This is a genomic window from Planctomycetia bacterium, from assembly GCA_034440135.1.
GTDB lineage: Bacteria > Planctomycetota > Planctomycetia > Pirellulales > JALHLM01 > JALHLM01.
The window spans coordinates 1-19,505 of sequence record JAWXBP010000116.1; the positions used below are offsets into that span (position 1 = coordinate 1).

The following is a 19,505-nucleotide window of genomic DNA, read 5'->3' on the forward strand; positions in this document are numbered from 1 at the left end:
CCAGTTGAACTGCGTGCGCAACTAACTCACACCTTACTTGTTATGATCTGGTTCTAGTCGTTGAATCAAGTCGAAACAGACTCGAAATCGCCAAGCCGATGTCGTTCAACATCTTGCGATTCCACAGTAAGTCGAGAGTCTCTATGAAAAGCGTTGCTTCGGGGGTATTTGGGATGCCGAGGCGTCGAGAGCGGAAACTCCGCTGGATGCGCCGTCGTCCCATCGGATTGATGGTTTCCCCGGCAATTGGAGGCTACTGGGGAGTTTTCTTCTGGAATAGGCGGTTTTGAAGAGACCACCACGCGATGATGGCTAGTACCGCTAAAGCCCCCTGCGCGGCTGAGTTGTTGACAAAAGCAACCACCATGATGAACGCGAAGACTCCGCATCCGGTTAGCACCAGCAGCAGCCGGTCTTTTAGCCACGCCTGCAGCTTGTCCCGCCTGAGCCGCAAATCGGGCGGCGTTAAATCCGACTGCGGTGATTGATAGGGATTGTCACCCACTCGCCGTTCCACGCACAAGTCGGCCGTGAATTTCTACGTACGTCAGGTATGCAAAGAGGCCGGTCATGAAGACGCTCGCTGGCAGGCAAAGCACGGTCTCCCATTCCCTCGCGTCCCAGATGGGTCCAAAGAAGTCAAGAATTCGGTAAATCAAACTGTGTGTGAGCTTCAAGAAGCACAGCGTCATTCCGCCCAGGAGCCACGGATTCCGCCGGGCTCGCTTGAGCCGTGATGTTTTTGTGGACGACTTGGGCAAGGCGTAGGGATTGTCACTCATTCCCCGGACCTCTTCTGGTTGGCCCGGCGCTCCTGGACACGGTATCGCCAGAGTGCCAAGGACCCGCCGAATAGGCCGAAGGCCAGAGAGCAATTGTGTAGCACGTGCCTCCAGATGTAATGGCCAGCATAGAATTCCTGCAAGTGCCGGCTAGAGCCCGCTGGCGGTGTCATTAATTCTGCACGCTCGATCAGCCTTTCAGACAGATATTGATTTGGCATCTCTGGTCCCGGGAGAAGAAAGTTAATACCACTCCACCCCACGACAAAATAGATGAGGGATGTAAACAGGCAGCCGCGAGCGAATACCGTTAATGCGGACGTCACTTGGGCGGCCAATGCCGCAAGGATGACCATCACGCCCACCCAGCTATAAAACGCAATTGCGTTCACCACTTGGTTAGTGGGAGTGTTGATAGCGGCAACCACCACCGCGATATATGTCGTGATGCCCAGCAACGTGAGAATGGAAAAGCGTGGTTTCATGATGTCCGCATTGTGAAGGATGCGTGGCTGCAGGGCAAAAGCGCGATCTAGCCGCGGCGCTCATCGTCTCCTTTCGCTCCGCGAAAGGTCCGGATCCTTTCGCGGAGCGAAAGGAGACAGTGCCGCACTACCGCACCAGGCCGGTGGAACAAAGTTGCGCGAGTTCTTCCTCGCTGCGCACGCGGCGGGGGACGATGCCCTCGGCGAGGAGGCGGCTCGCCGAGTCGAAATGCAGGTTCTCATCGAGCGTGACCAGTACGGCCGCCACGGCGTAACCGTTCCTGGCCAGGCCGCCAAGCGCGGCGGCGGTGTGCGCGTCGACGTGCGAGAGAATTGCCAGTACCGTGGCGTCGCGCGGCAGGCGGCTCCGCGATTCCATGATCAGTTCGTGCATCGCCAATCCGTCGGTGAATTCCAGCCGCGCAAGCGTTTCCAGGATGCGCGTGAGTTGCTCCGGCCCGCGCCCAGTCTCGACGATCACCGGCCGCAGCCGATCGTTTTTCTGCGCCATCGCGGCCGATTCTTGCGCCGCGGATCGCGTGCGATAGTCATGCTCCCAACCTTCTTCGCGCACGCGGTCGGCGGCGTCGCGGCCATTGGTTACCAGGCCGATTTGCTGTCCCAGCTCGAAGAGCGCGTTTGCCAGTGAGGCCGCGGTGGTGATCGCTAACTCCGAAGCCACGGGTTCGTTCCCAGGCAAGTAGCCATCGCGATGAAAGCTCAGCAACATGCACGCGCCGGCAATCGTCGACGGTTCATACGTTTTGCAGTGCAGCTTGCCAGTCCGCGCCGTGGCGCGCCAGTGGATGCGGCTCATCGGGTCGCCGTCTTGATACTGCCGCACGCCGGAGATGCGCGTGGGGTCCTCGAACAGTCGGTACGAAAATCGCACCTCGCCGATCGGGCGCTTCGACGCGATGTCGTATCCCAACAGCGGCACCACGCGCGGATAGACGAGCACGTAACTCGGCCGCGCATGGACCGTGAACCGGCGATGCAGCCCGAACAGATCGCCGGTTTCCAGCACCGTGGGGCCGAGCTGGTAGTAACCCCGCATCTCGAAATGGAGTTGGTAATACATGGTCTTTTGACCGCCGGCAGCCAGCATCGCCACGCCGATGCGCCGGCCGCTCACCTTCAATCGTGGTGGCCGCTGAATGAGCGGCCCGCGCGGCAGCAAGTCTTCCGCCAGCACCCAGGGGATCGGCAACCGGCCGACGTTCGTCAGTTTCACGACGACCGCGACGGAATCGCCGATCTCGGCCACTTCGCGATTGCATTCCCGCGTGGCGGAAACATTCGCCCCCCAGCGGCGCGACAACCAGCGGCTGACCAAAAACAGCGCGGTCAACACATAGAAGGCGTAAACGAGCAACCGCAGTCGCAAGAATACGACCAACAGCAACAGCGCGAGTGCCGCTGCGAGCCATCTCATGTCGCGGCCGCCGCTGGCAAGGCCGGCACCGGCACCGCCGCCAGGATTTCATCGACCACTTTCGCCGCCGTGACGCGGCGGAGCCGGCTTTCCGGTTTGAGAATCAACCGATGCATCAACACCGGGCCGGCCATCCGCTTCACATCGTCGGGCATCACAAAATTGTGACCGCGCACGGCTGCGAGCGCCTGGGACGTACGAAACAGCGCCAGCGACGCCCGAGGACTCGCGCCGAGCGCCACATCGAGATGTTCGCGAGTGATCCGCACGATGTCCAAGATATAACTGCGCACCTTATCATCGACGTAGACTTCGCGAATCGCCTGCTGGCATTCGATCAATTCTGCCGCTGACACGACCGCGGACAACGTCTCAATTGGATGCCGCCGCTGCAATCGATCGAGCATCGCCAACTCATCGTCACGCGAGGGATAGCCAAGACTCAAGCGAATCAGGAACCGATCGAGCTGCGCTTCCGGCAACGGGAACGTCCCTTCATGATCGACCGGGTTCTGCGTGGCGATCACCAGGAATGGTTTTTCCAGGTCATAGGTGTTGCCGTCGACAGTGACGCGCCCTTCGGCCATCGCCTCCAACAGTGCCGCCTGCGTGCGCGGCGTTGCGCGGTTGATTTCGTCCGTCAGCACGATCTGCGCGAAGATCGGCCCGGGGCGAAACGAAAACTCCGTCGTCTTGGGATCGAACACCGAGGCCCCGGTGACGTCGGTGGGCAGCAAGTCAGGCGTGCATTGCAGCCGCTTGAACTTGCAGCCCACGCTGGCGGCCAGCGCCCGGGCGAGCATGGTCTTGGCGACGCCCGGCACGTCTTCCAGCAGGATATGCCCATCGCAGAAATAGGCCACCAACGACAGGATGATTTCCTGCCGCTTGCCGATGATGACCTTTTCGACATTGGCGATGATCTTCTTAGCCGTCTGCGGCGCAGGATTCATCCCGCCTCCCCCCTTCTCGTCGTGTGCCTGTTCCGTAGCCTCCATCAATGGCAGAAGCGCGCGCCGGTTGCAAGCTGTTTCCGGCATTTCCTGTCGGCATCCGCCAGTTCGCGCCAGCAGCGTTTTCGACGACCGCCGATCCGCTTTCGACTGTGGGAGGCGTCTCCGACGCCGATGGGAATGACGCGAGCGTTCAGCTTCGGGAAGTTCTCGCAAAAAGCGCCAATTCCGTCGGCGTCGGAGACGCCTCCCACAGCTGTTCGAGCTACACATCTCCAACATTTCACTCGCCCTGGCATTCCGACGCCGCCGGGTGTACGAATTCCCGTCGCTCAACTAAAATCGAAGCACTATGTCCGCCCCCGCCTTGGAACCGCCGATGCGCGCCAGTTGTTGGACGCGGCGTCATTTGCTGGGCTTGGAAGAGCTTTCGGCAGACGAGGTGAACGCGGTCCTCGACACCGCGGAGCATTTTAAACGCGCCACCGGCGATTGCCGCCGCAAGTTGAACGTGCTGGCCGGTAAAACCTGCGCCAACTTGTTCTTCGAGAACTCGACACGGACCCGGACCAGCTTTTCCTTGGCGGCGCGGCGGCTGGGGGCCGACACGATCGACTTCTCGTCGACCGGATCGAGCGTTTCCAAAGGCGAGACGTTCATCGATACTGCCAAGACCATCGAAGCGATGGGCATCGATGCCGTCGTGGTCCGACACCGCACGCCCGGCACGCCGCACTTGCTGGCGCAGACGTTGTCCTGCACGGTGATCAACGGCGGCGACGGCCCGCACGAGCATCCGACGCAAGGCCTACTCGATATTCTGACGATCCGGCAACATCGCGGCAGCCTGGCCGGACTGACGGTCGGACTGGTCGGCGATATCGCTCACAGCCGGACGGCCCGTTCCAACATCTGGGGCCTGAAAAAGCTTGGCGCGCATGTGATCGTCTGCGGTCCTTCGACGTTGGTCTCGAAGCGCTGGGAAGAGTTGGGCATCGAGGTTTCTTATAACCTCGACGACGTGATTCCCCGGGTGGACGTGCTGAACCTGTTGCGGATTCAATTCGAGCGGCTCTCGACGCGGCCGTTTCCCTCCGTGCGGGAATATGCGTTGCTCTATGCGATGACCCGGGAGCGGATGGCTCGCGCGAAGAGCGACATCCTGATCATGGCCCCCGGCCCGATCAATCGTGGCGTCGAAATCACGCCCGACGTGGCCGACGGCCCGCACTCGGTCATTCTGGAGCAAGTCAACAACGGCCTCGCCATCCGCATGGCGGTGCTGTGGCTCTGCTGCGGACCGAGTTCAGTGGACGCCGATCGCTAGTCCGCTACCGGCGGGCCTGACGTTTCCCCGTGGAAACGGCTTTCCTTTCCGCATCGCGCGTTAGAATAGCATCGTCGCGCATCGAGCGCGGCCCGCCCCACAAGAATCTCCTTTACTCCTCTACTCCTTTCCTCCTCCCTCCCATGCCCAAAATCACTCTCGATATCCCGCACAATCACGGCAAGGAAGCCTCGCTCGAAAAGCTCAAGACGTTCTTGGAGCGCGTAAAGCAAAAGTACGCTGACAAGGTCAGCTCGATGGAAGGCGAATGGCAGGAGAACGTGCTCAACTTCGCGATGACGACGTTCGGCATCACGATTAAGGGCTCGCTCACGGTGGAGGAAGCCACCGCGAAGTTCGTCGGCGACATCCCCTTCGCGGCGATGATGTTCAAGGGCCAGATCGAGAAGGGAATTCGGGACGAGCTGGAGCGGTGCTTGAGATAGGGGGATGGTTGTCGGCCGCTGTTGCTCTTTCACACGCAGAATTCAGTTTTCGCGCGCCCCTCAGTCTCCTTTCGCTCCGCGAAAGGAAATGCCCTTTCGCGGAGCGAAAGGAGACTATGCCGTTGCTTGCGACCTGCGGGTCTGCAAGTCCGCCGCGGTGAGCGTGTTTTTCAGTAGCATGGCTCGCGTGAGTGGACCCACTCCGCCGGGGACGGGCGTGATCAGCGATGCGACTTCGCTCACGCTCGCAAAATCCACGTCGCCGACGAGTCCCGCGTCGGTCCGGTTGATGCCGACGTCAATGACCACAGCGCCGGGTTTCACCATTTCGGCGGTGACGAATTTGGGCTGGCCGATGGCGGCGATCAATACGTCCGCCTGACGGGTCAGTTCCGGCAGATTGCGCGTGCGGCTATGGCAGACGGTCACCGTGGCGTCGAGGCCCCGCTGCACCAGCATGTTCGCCAGCGGTTTGCCAACGATGTCGCTGCGCCCCAGGATCACCGCGTGCGCACCCGCAATCGCCACGTCATTGCGCCGCAACAGCTCGATCACCCCATACGGCGTGCAAGGCAGAAACCGCGGCTGACCTTGTACGATGCGACCGACATTCTCTGGGTGAAATGCGTCAACGTCCTTGAGGGGATCAACCGCTTCCAGTACGCGCGACGTGTTGATATGCCGCGGCAACGGCAACTGCACCAGGATGCCATGCACCGCGGCGTCGGCGTTCAGTCGCTCGACGAGCGCCAACAGTTCCGCTTCGGTCATCGCGCCATCATAGCGATGCAGCTGGCTGGTTAGTCCGGCGCGTTCACAGTCGCGCCGCTTGTTGCGCACGTAGACGTCGCTGGCCGCGTCGTCGCCGACCAACACGGCGGCCAGACAGGGCGTCACGCCCGTGCGTGCGCGAAACGCCGCCGCTTCCAGGGCGATTTCCTGTTGAATCTGCTCCGCGAGAGCCTTGCCATCCAGCAGTTTTGCCGTCACGTCGTACGCCTTTTCCTGGCTCGAATTCGATCACGGTCGTCGCAACGGGCATTTTAGCACGGCCGGAATGAAAGGGATGGAGGGCGTCGGCGCGACGAATGTTCCGATTGCGCCGGATATTGCGTTCGCACCGCAGTCGGCTTGATTGTCCATACTTTGCCTGGATATCCAGCACGGGCTAGAGTTGCGCGATCCGCTCACGCCCACCCAGAGGTGTAGGCTTGCCGCAGGCGTCAGCGGACCCTCGGGCGTCTTAATAATTCGGTGCTCGCAAGGTTGGTTCCCATGAACGATTCATTTGATACCGGCGCCCCACGCATGGCCACCTGGGGCGCGACGGGGGCCATCTCTCCGACGATCTTCGACGGCCTGGGACCGGCGCGAAGTTCCGTTGCTGGATCGAATCGACCGTTCGACGTGCCGCAGTTGTTGGAACGCTGCCTCGGCAGCCGGCAACTCGTGGAACGCGTACTGAATAGTTTCGAAACGCGTTTTGAGCCCGAGTTTCAAGTAATCGGGGCGGAGTTGACCGGGGGCGATCCCGAAGCCGTCGCGAAGGCGGCCCATCGCTTCAAGGGCGCATGTGCCAATGCCGCGGCCGATGAACTTGCAGGGCTGGCCGCGGAATTGGAAACCGCCGCGCTCTCGGAGAACCTTGAGCGAGCGCAATCGGTCTATGACCGGCTGCCGGAGGCCTGGAGCCGTTTTCAAGCAGCCAGCGCGACGTTTCGTCGCGACGCCAGGAATTGATTCACGCAGTCGCCGGATTACGCGACACGCATTTGCGAAAGGCTGAGATGCACGTACTCACCGTTGACGACGATCCCGATGCCCTCGACCTGCTGGAACATGCGCTGACGCGATTCGGCTATCACGTCACGCGCGCGACCAATGGTCAAGAGGCGCTGGAGCAAGTGCGCACCGGACGCTTTCAGTTGGTCGTGTCCGACTGGGAAATGCCCCACATGACAGGCCCGGAACTCTGCCGCGAAATCCGCCGCCGCGGATCGAGCGGGTACATTTACTTCATCCTGCTCACGTCGCGGAGCGGCACGCAAAACGTCGTCGACGGCCTGAATGCCGGCGCGGACGAATTCCTGACGAAGCCGTTCGATCCGTATGAGCTTTACGTACGACTGCGCGTGGCGGAGCGAATCCTCACGCTGGAAAGCCGGGATATCGTCATCTTCAGCCTGGCGAAACTCGCCGAAGCCCGCGATCCCGACACCGGCGCGCACTTGGAACGCATTCGCGCTTACTGCTATGCGCTCGCGGTGCAACTCTCGAAGACCGAGCGTTACCGGGGAACGATCGACGGCGATTTCGCGCAGATGATCTATCTGACGAGTCCGTTGCACGACATCGGCAAGGTTGGCATTCCGGATGCAATCCTCTTGAAGCCCGGCCGGTTGACGGCCGAGGAATTCGAGATCATGAAGCAACACTCGCCGATCGGCGCGGCGACGCTCGACGCGGCGGCCAGCGCGTACCCGAGCGCAAAGTTCTTGCAGATGGCCCGCGACATCGCGCTCACGCATCACGAACGCTTCGACGGCGGTGGCTATCCGCGCGGGTTGCGCGGCGAACAGATTCCGCTCTGCGGACGGATCGTCGCCGTGGCCGACGTCTACGACGCGTTGACGACACGGCGCGTCTACAAGCCGGCCTATAGCCACGACGTCGCGAAATCCATCATCGTCGAAGGACGCGGCTCGCACTTCGATCCATATATGGTGGACGCCTTCCTGGCGATTGAAGACCAGATCCTTGATATCAAATCGCAGTTCTGCGACGCCGCGGAGCAGGAAGCCGACGCCTTGCGCGAATGGCAGGATTCCAGCGACAATGGCGTGGGCATGGCGAAGGTGTAGCGCGGGGATTCACCACGGAGGCACGGAGGGGGTTCCGTGGTTGTGGCACGGTCTCCCGACCGTGCCGCTGGATGGACCGAAGGTCTCCAATTCTTGATATCGCCCGCAGTGGTACGGTCGGGAGACCGTGCCACAACAGAATCGTCGACTGCCCGCGCAATTGGCGCGATGCTTAGATTCGGAATGATTGGGCGATTCAGTTTGAACGATCATCGTCGCGCCCCCGCCGTGGCGGGGCGAGTCTGCGCCGCACTGAGAGCATGAACCTAAACTTGCTCCGGGGTCGGCAGATGCGCGCAGCGATAGTGCGGCGCGGCATAGGGTTGCGGCTCGCCGTCTTTGTTCCTCGCTGAGCGCCATGCCAAATACGAGCGATAGCCGCGACGAACCGGACGGCGCTGGCGGAGACTCCGCCACGCAGGTCTGGGTGGCTTCGCGCTATTCGATCGAGCAGACGCTCTCCGATCGGCGCGGCCACGCCTGTTTTCTGGCGGACGATCCACGGCAGCGCAAACGCGTGGTGTTGCATCGGCTGTCGAACGAGCTCGTTACACCGGCCGTCGAGATGCGGCTTGCCCACGAAGCGACGTTGCTAAGCCGCTTGGATAGCCCCTGGCTCGCGCAGTTTCACGAGTTTTTCGCTGATGGGCCGCGCTGGTATTGGGTCCGCGCTTATGTGCGTGGTTCCACGCTGCTGCAACGGCTTTCCGAGGGGCCGCTCTCCGTCGCGGAAACGCTGCGCCTGGCGCGCGCCGTGACGACGGGACTCGTGGAGTTGCACGCCTGCGGCATCTTGCATCGCAACTTGAAGCCGACCAGCGTCGTGTTGCGCGGCGAAGTGGATGACGCGAGCCTGGTGGATTTTGGCTTCGTGGCCTCGTTGCGCGACCCGCAGGAAAGCTCGCGTTCCGCGGCTTTGGCGGCGCGCTATCTCTCGCCTGAACAAGCCGGCTCGCTCGACTATGATGTGAGCGAAGCCGCCGACCTCTACGCACTCGGCATCCTGCTCTTCGAGTGCCTCGCGGGCCGGCCTCCGTTCCAAAGCGACACGGTAGGCGCGGTGCTCTTGCAGCACATGACGTCACGCGTGCCTGACTTGCGCAGCATGGGGTTGCCGGCGCCCCGGGCGCTCGACGAGGTGATTCAGCGATTGCTGCGGAAAGATCCGCGCGATCGTTATCAATCCGCGCTGGCAGTCTTGCGGGACATCGAACAAATCGAAGAGGCCTGCCGACGCGGGGAACACGAACCGGACATCGTAATTGGGCAGTGCGATCAGCGTTGCACGGTGACGGAACCGTCGTTCGTCGGCCGCACTATGGAGTTGGCGCAGCTCGACCATCAGATGCTGCAGGCCAGCGTCGGTTGCGCGGCGCTCGCGGTCGTGGAATGCGAATCGGGCGGCGGCAAGACGCGCTTGCTCGATGAATTGGCGCAACGCGCCGCGCGCCGCGGCGTGCGCGTCTTGCGCGGACAGGGTTCCAGTGACATCGGCCAGCACCCATTCCAGTTGCTGGAAGGAGTCGTCGAGCAGATCATTGGCGAATTGGTCGTCGATTCCACGGTTCTCGAGCCGATTCGCGAACGACTGGGCGAACATCAAGACGCCCTGTGCTCCGCCTTGCCACGGCTCGCTAACGCGCTGGGCTGGAAGTCGCGCCAGACATTGGGGCCCGAAGCGTTCGGTGAAGCCCGCAGCATCCAGGCGATCTCACAATTCCTGGATGCGCTCGGCCAACCGGATCGGCCGGTGCTGATCATTCTCGACGACTGCCAGTGGGCCGACGAACAAGCCGTTAAGCTCATCGCGCACTGGGCGAACCGGCGGGCGGATGAATCTACGGTCAAGCGCCACTCGATGCTGGTCGTGGCGTATCGGACCGAGGAAGTGGACGAACGGCATGCGTTGCGGCAACTGCGACCGACGGCGCACGTCAGCCTGGAGCGATTGACCGCGACCGACGTCCGCCGACTCGTCGAGACGATGGCCGGCCAGGTGCCGGAACAGGTCTTCGAGGTCGTCGAACGCCTCTCCGGCGGCAGTCCGTTTATGGCTTCCGCGGTGTTGCGCGGCTTGGTCGAATCCGGCGCCCTCGAAACCATGGGCGGCGTCTGGCGCGTCGAACCGTTGGCGATCGCGGATTTGCAATCGTCGCGCCACGCGGCGTCGTTCTTGGCCCGACGGTTGGATTTGCTGCCGCGCCACGCAATCGACTTGCTGACCGTCGGCGCGGTGCTCGGCAAAGAGTTCGACTTGGAAATCGCGGTCCAACTTGCCGCGCATCCCGCGACGGAAGCAATTTCAACGCTCGACATAGCGCGGCGCCGCTGTTTGATCTGGTTGCGTCCGGACGGCGGACGCGGTGTCTTCGTCCACGATAAGATCCGCACGGCACTGTTAGAGCGACTGACCGCTGAAGAGCGCCGTCATCTGCACTACCGCGCGGCGTTGCACCTGCGCAAGCATCTGCGCGGCAATGCGTTTGATTTGGCCTATCACTTCGACGCCGCCGGCGAGAGCTATTTGGCCCTCGGCTACGCGCTCGAAGCCGCGGAGCTAGCACGCCAGCAGCACTCGCTCGAAGTCGCCGAACAGCAGTATCGCATCGCCCAGCGAGGCGCATCGCAGGCGGATTCCAGTACGCAATATCGCATCGCCGAAGGGCTGGGCGACGTGCTGATGTTGCGCGGCCGTTACGACGCCGCGGCGCAACTGCTGCGCGGCGCGGCCGAGTTGGCTGAGGGCGCGTTCTCGCGGGCGCAGATTCTCGGCAAGCTCGGCGAGCTGGCCTTCAAACGCGGCGACATGGAATCCGCCACGACGTCGTTCGAACAAGCGCTGCGCTTACTCAAACGCCGTGTGCCGACCCGCTTCGTCACGTTTGCTTCGTTGCTCGTGTGGGAAACTTGCATCCAAACGATGCATAGCTTGTTCCCCAGACTGGCAGTCGGTCGGAGGAAGGAACCGCCGAGCAAAGAAGAGTTGCTCACCTGGCGACTACATAGCAAGCTGGCCCACGGCTACTGGTTTGTGCGGAGCAAGGTTCACGTCCTGTGGACGCATATTCGCGGTATGAACCTGGGTGAGCGCTATGCGCCGACGTTGGAGCTCGCCCAGTCGTACTCCGAACACGCGCCGGCGATGAGCCTGATCCCCTGGAACGGGCGCGGCTTGAAGTACGTGCAGAAGTCGCTGCAAATCCGTCGCGACTTGGACGACGTTTGGGGCCAAGGGCAGTCACTCAGTTACCACGGCGTCGTACACTTCTGCGCGGGCGACTACGTCGAAAGCGTGGAACGCGGCCTGGAAGGCGTGCGCCTCCTGGAACGAACCGGCGATTACTGGGAAGTGCATATCGCCCGCTATCAGGTCGCAGCGGCGCTGTTTCGATTGGGTCGATTGGACGAGGCCATCGATCAGGCGCGAAAGAATCACGAATCCGGCGTGCGTCTCGGGGATGAACAAGCCGCCGCCATCAGTCTCGATGTCTGGTCGCGGGCGACGCAAGGTCGTTTGCCCGAAGACATCGTCGCGCGCGAATTGGCCCGCGCGCGTCACGACGCGCAAGGCAACGCACAGTTGATGCTCGCCGAAGGCGTGCGGCAGATCGGCGCCAACGATCTGGACGGCGCTGTGCAGACGTTCGAAACGGCGCTACGGATTGCCCGTGAGGCGGCGGTGCAGAATCCCTACACCACGCCGAACCTGGCCTGGTTGGCGACCGCGCGCCGGCTGATCGCCGAACGGCGCCAGGGCCTGACGCCCCGCCAGCGGCGCAAGGCGTTGCGATTGGCCGCGAAAGCGGCGCGCAAAGCACTGTGGACCGCCCGCCGGTTCCGCAACGATTTGCCACACGCGCTGCGCGAGGCCGCCGCGGTCGCCGCGATGCAAGGTAAGTCGTGGCGCGCAAGGTCGTTGTTCAATCGCAGCCTCAGTATCGCCCGGCGGCAGCGCGCGGAATTCGAGTACGCTCAAACTTTGCATCTGCGGGCACGCGTTGGACTGGAACTGGGCTGGCGCGACGCGCAAGAAGAATTCGTTCACGCGGAAGCGGAGCTTCGCTCCTTCGAGCTACGCGCGCAGGGCAATCGCGCGGACGCGGATACGCCGTCCGAGGTAACGACGCTGTCGCTGATCGATCGATTCGACACGGTACTGGAAGACGGCCGTAAGATCGCTTCCGCGCTCTCGACGGAAACGATCGTCGAAGAAGCGCATCGCGCGGCCATTCGCCTCTTACGTGGCGAACGGTGCCTGGTGCTTCGGCCCATGCGGGAACACGGCCGATTGCATTCCACGCCGCTCAGCGGCGACTGCGAGCTGACGCCGAACTTGAAGCTCGTGGACGAAGCGCTGCGCAAAGGGCGCGCGTTGACGCTGGACGAATCCGCCGCGGACTTTGGCGTGGAGCATGTCGAGGCCTCCAGTTTATGCGCGCCGATTTACGTCCGCGGCGAGGTCGCGGCCTGCCTCTACGTGGCGCATCAGCAAGTCCGGGATTTGTTCGGCGAGAACGAATTGCGCTTGGCGGACTTTATTGCCACGATCACCGGCGCCGCGCTCGAAAACGCCGACGGCTTTCAGCAATTGCAACAGCTCAACGAAACCTTGGAACTGCGCGTCGCCGAACGAACCGCCGCCGTCGAAGCCCGGTCACAGCAATTATCTCGCTCCAACCGCAAACTGGAGAAAATCGCCGCGGAGCTACGTCAGGCGGAAGAGCAATTGCGGTCCGCAAAGGAAACGGCCGAGGCTGCCAACGAAGCGAAAAGCAAGTTCCTGGCGATGGTCAGCCACGAAATCCGCACGCCGATGAACGGCATCATCGGGATGACCGAGCTGGCTTTGCGTACCTCATTGAATCCGCAACAGCACAACTACCTGGGCGTGGTGCGACAATCGGCCGATTCGCTGCTCCGGTTGCTGAACGACTTGTTGGACATCTCCAAGATCGAGGCCGGCAAGCTGGAAATGGAAGTGGTCCCGTTCGACGTCCGCGACGTCGTCGGCGACGCCCTGGTCGTGCGCTCGCGCTGCATCGCCGGCAAACCGCTGGAATTGACCTATCGCGTCCAGTCGGAGGTGCCGGCGAGGGTCTGCGGCGACCCCACGCGGCTGCGGCAGATCGTCGACAACCTGGTGGGCAACGCCGTCAAGTTCACCGAAAAGGGCATGATCTCGATCGATGTCAGTCTGGAGAAACGCGCCAAATCGGGCGTGCGACTCCACTTCGTCGTGCAAGACACCGGCATCGGCATTCCGCTCGACAAACAAGACGTAATCTTCGAATCGTTCAAGCAGGCCGATAGCTCGACGACGCGGCGCTATGGCGGCACCGGCCTGGGTTTGGCAATCTCTTCACAGCTCGTGCAGATGATGAGCGGGCGCATCTGGGTCGAAAGCGAATCAGGGCGCGGCAGCGCGTTTCATTTCGTCGTCGAGTTGACCAACGATACAGAATCCGCGGAATTGGGCGACCACTCCTCGCCGTTGAATGACGCGAGGGTATTGGTGATCGACGATCATGCCGTGGCCCGCACTTGGACCAGTGAATCACTGAGCGCCCTAGGCGCTGTGGTCAGCGCTGCAAGTTCCGCGAGCGAAGGTTTTGCGGAGTTACTCCGGGCCTCCACGACAGACCATCCGTTCGAAGTCGCCGTCATCGACGCGGGCTTAGCCGATGACGACGGCCCCGCCATCCTGGAACTCATCCGTTCGACGCCGGACTTGGTCGACTTACCAGTCGTCATGCTGGCGCCCTGCGACAGCCCGATGCTGGCAGCCGACTCCTCGTCAGAACTGGCGCACGGCGTGGTGCTCACAAAGCCGGCCAAGTACAGCGATATCGCCGCCGCGATCCGCCGTTTCCGCCGAGCGGGAACGTCGGACACGTCGACGCGCGCGGCCGCGACAACCGACCGCTCGCTCCACGTCTTACTGGCCGATGACAGCCCGGTCAACCGCGAAGTAGCCGTCGGTCTGCTGGAACTGAAGGGGCACCGCGTCACCACCGCCGAGAATGGCGGCGAAGCCGTCGAGGCCTGCCGTCAGGAATCGTTCGACGTGGTGCTGATGGACCTCGAGATGCCGGGCATGGACGGCCTGGAAGCCACGATGGCCATCCGCCGGGAAGAGGAGGGGAGCGGCCTGCACGTACCGATCCTGGCGATGACGTCCCACTCCATTCCGGGCGTCCGCGACCGCTGCCTGAACGCCGGCATGGACGGCTTCGTCAACAAACCGATCCAGCCGAACGAGCTGTTCGCCAAGCTCCAGGCGGCGGCCGCCGGCGGGAAACGCCAGTTTGCCATCGCTGAGCAAGGTTAGTCAGGACGCGACTTTCTGACGCCGGGGCGGCTACTCGAACTTGTTGCCCATTTGCGTTCTCTCCGCGGCAGCGGTTCGCGGGGCCGCCTCGCTGAACAGCAATCCCCTTCCCGCGTTGGCGGCGGCCTGCTACTCTGAGGGGCTATACCAACAATTTGCATGTCCGCACTGGATGTTCTGAGGAGTCCTCACGATGGCGAAACCGCATCGCAAAGCGAAGAAGGCCAATCACGGCAAGCGCCCGGCGAATAGCAAAGCCCGGAAGCAAAAGCGGCAGATGGTGCGCACCTAGGCGATTCCGTGCCAAGTGGTGGCGTTTGCGTCGATTCGACTTCGGCCTTTAGGGTCGTTGCGGGCAGCCCTCCTGGTCCGTATCGGTGATCGGGCGTCGTCTTGCTCGTAGGGATGGTTCCTCGTTCGTGCGCGGTTTGCGCGACGTTGCGGGTGACCGGCGCGGCTGAGTAGAATCCGGCGGTGGATGTTTCCGGCCGAGGCGGGGCACAAGGAGCATGGCGTGGCGATTAAAGACCTCATCATCGAGTTCGCGGAATATGACCTCGGCCGCGTGATCGCGAGCCTCGAGGAGATTCGCCATTACAATCCGCAACGCTTCGAAATGGAGCAGTTGACGGCCATCTGCTACGAGGACGCGGAACGGAATATCTGCGTCGGCTATAAGGATCTCAGCGCGAACGAATTCTGGATTCGCGGCCATATGCCCGGGATGCCGCTGATGCCGGGCGTGGTGATGTGCGAAGCGGCCGCGCAGATGGCCAGCTATTATTCGCAAAAGCACGACCTGCTGGGTTCCAGCATGGTCGGCTTCGGCGGCTTGGAAGAAGTTCGTTTCCGCGGCATGGTGAAGCCGGGGGACCGGCTGGTGATCATCGCGCAGCTACTCAAGGTCCGCCGCGGCGCGATGATCGTGGCGCGCTTTCAATGCTTTGTCGATCAGAACCTCGTCTGCGAGGGAAAGATCAAGGGAATTCCACTCTCCGAAGATCTGATCGCGGCGGCGCGCAGCGTCACTCATGCGCCGCAAGTTGGGTGATGCATGCTGTTCCCTTTTCGTGACGACGTACCGCGCGAACGCGCGCCCTTCGTCACGTATGCCCTGATCGCCTGCAACGTGCTCTCGTTCCTGTGGTTCTCGCAGCTGGCGCCGTTGCCGCAGCAGGTGTTTCTTTATCAGCATGCCTTCGTGCCGGCACGGCTATCGAAGATGCCGGATGGCGACGCGATTGAGGTGTTGGTCACCGTCCAGGGGCTGCAAAATGGACGGCCAGCGATCGCGCAAATACCGCTCAAGTTGCCGCCTGATCGCTACGAAGTGATTTCCAGCATCTTCGCCTCGATGTTCATGCACGGCGGCTGGGGGCATCTGCTCGGCAACATGTGGTTCCTGTTTCTCTTCGGCGGCAACATCGAAGACCGCCTGGGCAGCCTGCGCTACGTGCTGTTCTATCTGGTCGGCGGATTGATGGCGGCAGGCGTGCAATGGCTCGACGATCCCACGAGCATGGTGCCGATGGTCGGCGCGAGCGGCGCTATTGCGGCGCTGCTGGGCGGCTATGCGATCACTTATCCCTGGGCGCGGATTCACACCATCGTCTGGATCATCGTGTTCTTCACCGTGATCGATCTCCCGGCGATCCTGTTTCTTGGCGGCTGGTTCGTGTACCAGTACATCAGCGCTAAGAGCGACATCGCCGGCGGCGTCGCCTGGTGGGCGCATGTCGGCGGCTTCGCGGGAGGTTTGGCGTTGATGCCCTGGATCGACCCGCGCCCGCGACCCGAACCGACGATCGACGATGCGCAGGAGGCGGTGTTCCGGGACGAGGGGCTGCTGAGTTGATCGCGGAAGAGTTTGAGGTTTTCAGTGTTCAGTTTTCAGTATCCGGGCAAGACGCCTTCACTGAAAACTGAACACTGAAAACTTCAAACTCTTCCCACATTTAGAGCCCGAAGTCTTTGATCTTGCGGTAGAGCGTGCGCTCGCCGATGCCGAGCATGCGGGCGGCTTCTTCGCGGTTGCCGGCGGTGGCTTTGAGGGTTTCGGCGATAAAGGCCAGTTCGATCTCTTCGAGCGACTTGCCGACCATCGAGGCGAAACTCTGCGAAGTGACGGGCAGCGCGGATTCGGCAGCGGCGTCGGTCGGCTCGGCCAACTCACTCGGCAGGTCATCGAGATCCAGCGTGCCGTCGCCATCGACGACCACCATGCTTTCGATCACGTTGCGTAACTGCCTGACATTGCCAGGCCAGTGAAAGGCCATCAGCCGGCGGCGCGCGGCCGTCGACATGGCGCGAATCTGTTTTTCGTGCCGCTTGGCAAAGAAGCGGATGAAGTGATCGATCAGCAGCGGAATATCTTCGCGACGATCGATCAGTCGCGGCAGCACCACGGTCACGACCTTCAAGCGATGGTACAGGTCTTCGCGAAACGTGCCGGCGGCTATGGCGTCTTCCAGGTTGCGATTCGTGGCGGAGAGAATCCGCACGTTCACCTTCACGGATTCGTTGGCGCCAAGGCGCGTGATCTCCCCGCTTTCCAACACGCGCAGCAATTTGATCTGCGTGGCCAGCGGCATATCGCCGACTTCGTCCAGAAACAGCGTACCGCCGTGGGAGTATTCGAACTTGCCGACGCGATCGCGCGCGTCGGTGAAGGCGCCCGGGATGCTGCCGAACAGTTCTCCTTCGAGGATCGTTTCGCTCAGCGCCGCGCAATTCAGCGCGACGAAGTGTTTGGTCTTACGGGGGCTGTTTTGGTGAATTGCCTGGGCGACGAGTTCTTTGCCGGTGCCGGTCTCGCCTTGGATCAGTACGCTGGCGTTGGTCGGCGCGACGCGCTTCAGCCGATCGATCACCTGGTTCATCGCCGTGCTGGAACCGACCACCCCCTCGAAACCGAACTTTTCATCGAGCCGGCGATTCAATTCCAGGTTGGTGCGCCGTAGTCGGCCGCTCTCGACCGCCCGTTCGGACACCGCGCGGAGTTGGGCCAGGTCGAGCGGTTTGAGCAGGTAATTGAACGCCCCTTTTTGAATCGCCTGCACGGCTGACGGAACGGTCCCATGCCCGGTGACGAGAATCACCTCGGCCTCCGGCAATTCCCGCTTCGCCTGTTCGAGAATTTCCAGCCCGCCGATGTCGTTCATCATCAGGTCGGTGATGACGAGATCGAAGACGTCATTCTCGATCTTCGCCGCGCCGGCGCTGCCCGACGTCGCCACGGTGCATTCGTAGCCGATGCGCTCCAGGCTTTCGGCGACGACTTGCGCATGGGCTTCGTCGTTATCGATAATCAGCGCCCGCACCGGGGCATCTTTGGCGACGCTCATGAGCGGCATGATAGCGGATAACGACGAAAGTTGCGAAAGGGGCGGTGGGTGGGCAGTGGTAGGCGGAGTAGGTGAAGTAGCAAGCAAGTAGGTGGAGTAGCTGGAGCGAGGCGAGCTACACTCCGCATGGCGTACTCTCACAGCTCCAACAGAATTCGCGACGGCTCTTCGACCAATTCCTTGATCTGCTTCAAGAACGTCACCGCTTCACGGCCGTCGACGATGCGGTGGTCGTAGGTGAGCGCGAGGTACATCATCGGGCGGATTACCACCTGGCCGTCGCGGGCGACCGGGCGGTCCTGGATGGCGTGCAGGCCGAGGATGCCGCTTTGCGGCGGGTTGACGATCGGGGTCGAGAGCATCGAGCCGAACACGCCGCCGTTGGAAATGGTGAACGTGCCTCCTTGTAGTTCGGCCAGGCCGATTTTGTTCTCGCGGGCGCGCGCGCCGAAATCGGCGATCGCCAATTCGATCTCGGCGAAGCTCATCCGTTCGACGTTGCGGAGGATCGGCACGACGAGTCCCTTGCCGCCGCTGACGGCGACGCCGATGTCGTAATAGTTGCGGTAGGCGATCGTCGTCCCGCGAATCTCCGCGTTCAACTGCGGCGTGCTCTTGAGCGCTTCGATGGTCGCCTTAATGAAGAACGACATGAAGCCCACCTTCACGCCGTGTTTCTTCTGAAACGATTCCTGGTGCGTCTTGCGGAGTGCCATCACGGCGGACATGTCGACTTCGTTGAACGTGGTGAGCAGCGCCGCGGCCTGCTGCGCTTCCACGAGCCGTTGCGCGACGCGCTGCCGCAACGGGCTCATCGGCACAATCTCTTCGCCGCGATCGTCCGACGGTAAGCCAACCGTCTGCACAAACACTTGCGTCGAAGTCGGCGACGGCACCGTGGCCATCGCGGCCGATTGCACAGCCGGCGCGATCTCCCGTTCGGCGGCCGCGTAGCGATCGACGTCTTCCTTCAATAACCGTCCGCCGGGGCCGCTGGCCGGGACGCGCTCGGCGGGGATTCCCTGTTCCGCCAAAGCTCGCCGCGCTGAAGGCATCACGTGCGTGGTTTCCGCCGCGGGCGAGCGCTGTGACGCCGCCGCGGGTCCATTCGTGGGCGCAGATGGAGTTGCCGCCGGTTCCGGCGCAGGCTGAGCGGGCTCGGACGCCGTCGTCGCGCCCTGAGGCGCGAGTTGCCCGATGACTTCGCCGACCTTCGCGATTTCGCCCTGCTTGCGCAGCACCTGTTCCAGCACGCCGGCTTCCGGCGCTACGAGTTCGACGGTGGCCTTGTCGGATTCAATTTCCGCCAACACCTCGTCCTTGCGAACCGCCTGCCCAGGTTGCTTGAACCATTGGCCGATCTGAACCTCGGTGATCGATTCGCCGACGGCGGGAACTTTGAGCGGGATGGACATGGACGTTCTCGAATGTGCGATAGTTCAGGCGATGAACCGAATCTGTTTTGGCGGCAAATGATGAATGATGAATGCAGAATGATGAATGAGAAACGCGAATGCAATTCATCATTCATCATTCATCATTTC

At 62.2% G+C, this 19,505-nt stretch carries 14 protein-coding genes; 7 read left to right on the forward strand and 7 right to left on the reverse strand.

Going from position 1 to position 19,505, the window contains the following annotated elements:
* Positions 1-253: 253 nt before the first annotated feature.
* The 4 genes from SGJ19_06520 to SGJ19_06535 form a co-directional block, all read right to left on the reverse strand.
* Positions 254-505, reverse strand: coding sequence for a hypothetical protein (locus tag SGJ19_06520; GenBank protein ID MDZ4779887.1), 252 nt, complete (start codon positions 503-505; stop codon positions 254-256).
* Positions 506-778: 273 nt separating this feature from the next.
* Positions 779-1,267: a hypothetical protein gene (locus tag SGJ19_06525; protein ID MDZ4779888.1), complete on the reverse strand. Its 489-nt coding sequence runs from the start codon at positions 1,265-1,267 to the stop codon at positions 779-781.
* A gap of 127 nt (positions 1,268-1,394) precedes the next feature.
* A complete protein-coding gene (locus tag SGJ19_06530) occupies positions 1,395-2,702 on the reverse strand; it encodes a DUF58 domain-containing protein (protein ID MDZ4779889.1) in 1,308 nt (435 codons plus the stop codon).
* The gene (locus SGJ19_06535) at positions 2,699-3,655 is read right to left on the reverse strand and encodes a MoxR family ATPase (protein ID MDZ4779890.1); all 957 of its coding nucleotides are present in this window, start codon (positions 3,653-3,655) and stop codon (positions 2,699-2,701) included. The genes SGJ19_06530 and SGJ19_06535 overlap by 4 nt, the downstream gene beginning before the upstream one ends.
* A 352-nt stretch (positions 3,656-4,007) precedes the next feature.
* Between SGJ19_06535 and SGJ19_06540 the strand changes: the two genes are divergently transcribed.
* Together SGJ19_06540 and SGJ19_06545 are read left to right on the forward strand one after the other, a co-directional pair.
* Positions 4,008-4,982, forward strand: coding sequence for an aspartate carbamoyltransferase catalytic subunit (locus SGJ19_06540; GenBank protein MDZ4779891.1), 975 nt, complete (start codon positions 4,008-4,010; stop codon positions 4,980-4,982).
* Positions 4,983-5,125: 143 nt separating this feature from the next.
* Positions 5,126-5,428 (forward strand): polyhydroxyalkanoic acid system family protein, encoded by a 303-nt coding sequence (locus SGJ19_06545; GenBank protein ID MDZ4779892.1) that lies wholly within the window; start codon positions 5,126-5,128, stop codon positions 5,426-5,428.
* 114 nt (positions 5,429-5,542) lie between these two features.
* Here SGJ19_06545 and folD read toward each other — a convergent pair whose 3' ends face one another.
* On the reverse strand, positions 5,543-6,418 hold the full coding sequence (gene folD / locus SGJ19_06550) for a bifunctional methylenetetrahydrofolate dehydrogenase/methenyltetrahydrofolate cyclohydrolase FolD (protein ID MDZ4779893.1): 876 nt from the start codon (positions 6,416-6,418) through the stop codon (positions 5,543-5,545).
* A 285-nt stretch (positions 6,419-6,703) separates the two neighbouring features.
* On the opposite strand from folD, the gene SGJ19_06555 reads away from it, so the two are divergent.
* The 5 genes from SGJ19_06555 to SGJ19_06575 all read left to right on the forward strand — a co-directional run bounded on the left by SGJ19_06555 (position 6,704) and on the right by SGJ19_06575 (position 16,472).
* Positions 6,704-7,168 (forward strand): Hpt domain-containing protein, encoded by a 465-nt coding sequence (locus SGJ19_06555; protein MDZ4779894.1) that lies wholly within the window; start codon positions 6,704-6,706, stop codon positions 7,166-7,168.
* 47 nt (positions 7,169-7,215) lie between these two features.
* Positions 7,216-8,289: a response regulator gene (locus SGJ19_06560; GenBank protein MDZ4779895.1), complete on the forward strand. Its 1,074-nt coding sequence runs from the start codon at positions 7,216-7,218 to the stop codon at positions 8,287-8,289.
* A 358-nt stretch (positions 8,290-8,647) separates the two neighbouring features.
* Positions 8,648-14,617: a response regulator gene (locus SGJ19_06565; protein MDZ4779896.1), complete on the forward strand. Its 5,970-nt coding sequence runs from the start codon at positions 8,648-8,650 to the stop codon at positions 14,615-14,617.
* Positions 14,618-15,131: 514 nt separating this feature from the next.
* Positions 15,132-15,668 carry a 3-hydroxyacyl-ACP dehydratase FabZ family protein gene (locus SGJ19_06570; protein MDZ4779897.1) on the forward strand — a complete coding sequence of 179 codons (537 nt, stop codon included), beginning with the start codon at positions 15,132-15,134 and terminating at the stop codon, positions 15,666-15,668.
* A 3-nt stretch (positions 15,669-15,671) separates the two neighbouring features.
* Complete coding sequence (locus tag SGJ19_06575; protein MDZ4779898.1) at positions 15,672-16,472, forward strand: rhomboid family intramembrane serine protease; 801 nt, start codon at positions 15,672-15,674, stop codon at positions 16,470-16,472.
* 100 nt (positions 16,473-16,572) lie between these two features.
* On the opposite strand, the gene SGJ19_06580 is transcribed toward SGJ19_06575, so the two are convergent.
* The gene (locus SGJ19_06580; protein MDZ4779899.1) at positions 16,573-17,961 is read right to left on the reverse strand and encodes a sigma-54 dependent transcriptional regulator; all 1,389 of its coding nucleotides are present in this window, start codon (positions 17,959-17,961) and stop codon (positions 16,573-16,575) included.
* 137 nt (positions 17,962-18,098) lie between these two features.
* On the reverse strand, positions 18,099-19,376 hold the full coding sequence (gene odhB, locus SGJ19_06585; GenBank protein MDZ4779900.1) for a 2-oxoglutarate dehydrogenase complex dihydrolipoyllysine-residue succinyltransferase: 1,278 nt from the start codon (positions 19,374-19,376) through the stop codon (positions 18,099-18,101).
* Positions 19,377-19,505 lie beyond the last annotated feature (129 nt).